Origin of the sequence: Roseibium sp. SCP14 (genome assembly GCF_040329475.1) — a bacterium.
Classification (GTDB): domain Bacteria; phylum Pseudomonadota; class Alphaproteobacteria; order Rhizobiales; family Stappiaceae; genus Roseibium.
In genome coordinates this window covers 1-757 of sequence record NZ_JBDZYH010000023.1, presented here as the reverse complement: position 1 = coordinate 757, position 757 = coordinate 1, and the positions used below count along the sequence as shown (strand labels likewise).

Sequence of the window (757 nt, the reverse complement as noted above, 5' to 3'; positions counted from 1 at the left end):
GGTGATGCGTATTGTCACCGTTTCCGTGGAGGTTCCTCCGTTGCCGTCATCCACCGTGTAGGTGAAGGTGTCGGTTGCTATCTCACCGACAGAAAGATAACCGAATGCGCCATTGGGATCGTAGCTGAAGGTGCCATCGCCGTTGTGGGTGACAGAGCCAAGCGTTCCCGTGGTGTCGACGTTGAAGGTGTGAGAGTCGGAAGCATCCACATCAGAATAGTTGGCAGTCACGGTAACTGCCGGCCCGTCTTCTGATGCAACCGCACTCACAGCAACAGCAACCGGAGCATCATTCTGGCCCGTTATGGTGATGGTGCCGGAGGCTGATGAACTCGCCCCCCATTGATCCGTAACCGTGTAGCTGAAGGTGTCGGTCGCGATCTCGCCGGCCGCCAGGTATTCGAACTGGCCGTTCGGATCATAGCTGAAGGTGCCGTCGCCATTATTGGTGACAGAGCCAAGCGTGCCCGTAGTGTCGATTGAAATAAAGTGACTATCCGCAACGTTTGCATCTACATAGTCAGCAAACCAAGTAACTGATGTGCTGTTTTCTAAAGCAGAACCCGTTAAGTTCAATGCCTCCGGCGCAAGATTTGGAGTGTTTGTTGTTCCATAAACGGTTCCGTCTGGTCCGGCATAGGTTCCGTCAGGTCTTTGTTCGAATACATACACCGAACCGGAGGAGGAGCCGTTGTCGTCGTCCAGGTGTGCTCCGACTGTGATCCGGTCGTTGTTGTCAATGCTCACCGACAGACCG

Annotated in this window: 1 protein-coding gene; it reads right to left on the bottom strand. The window is 54.3% G+C overall.

Translation table 11 applies throughout. The features are described from left to right. Positions 1-757, bottom strand: a 757-nt coding sequence (locus ABLQ08_RS32415; RefSeq protein ID WP_352950912.1) for an Ig-like domain-containing protein, incomplete at both ends; no start/stop codon positions are given.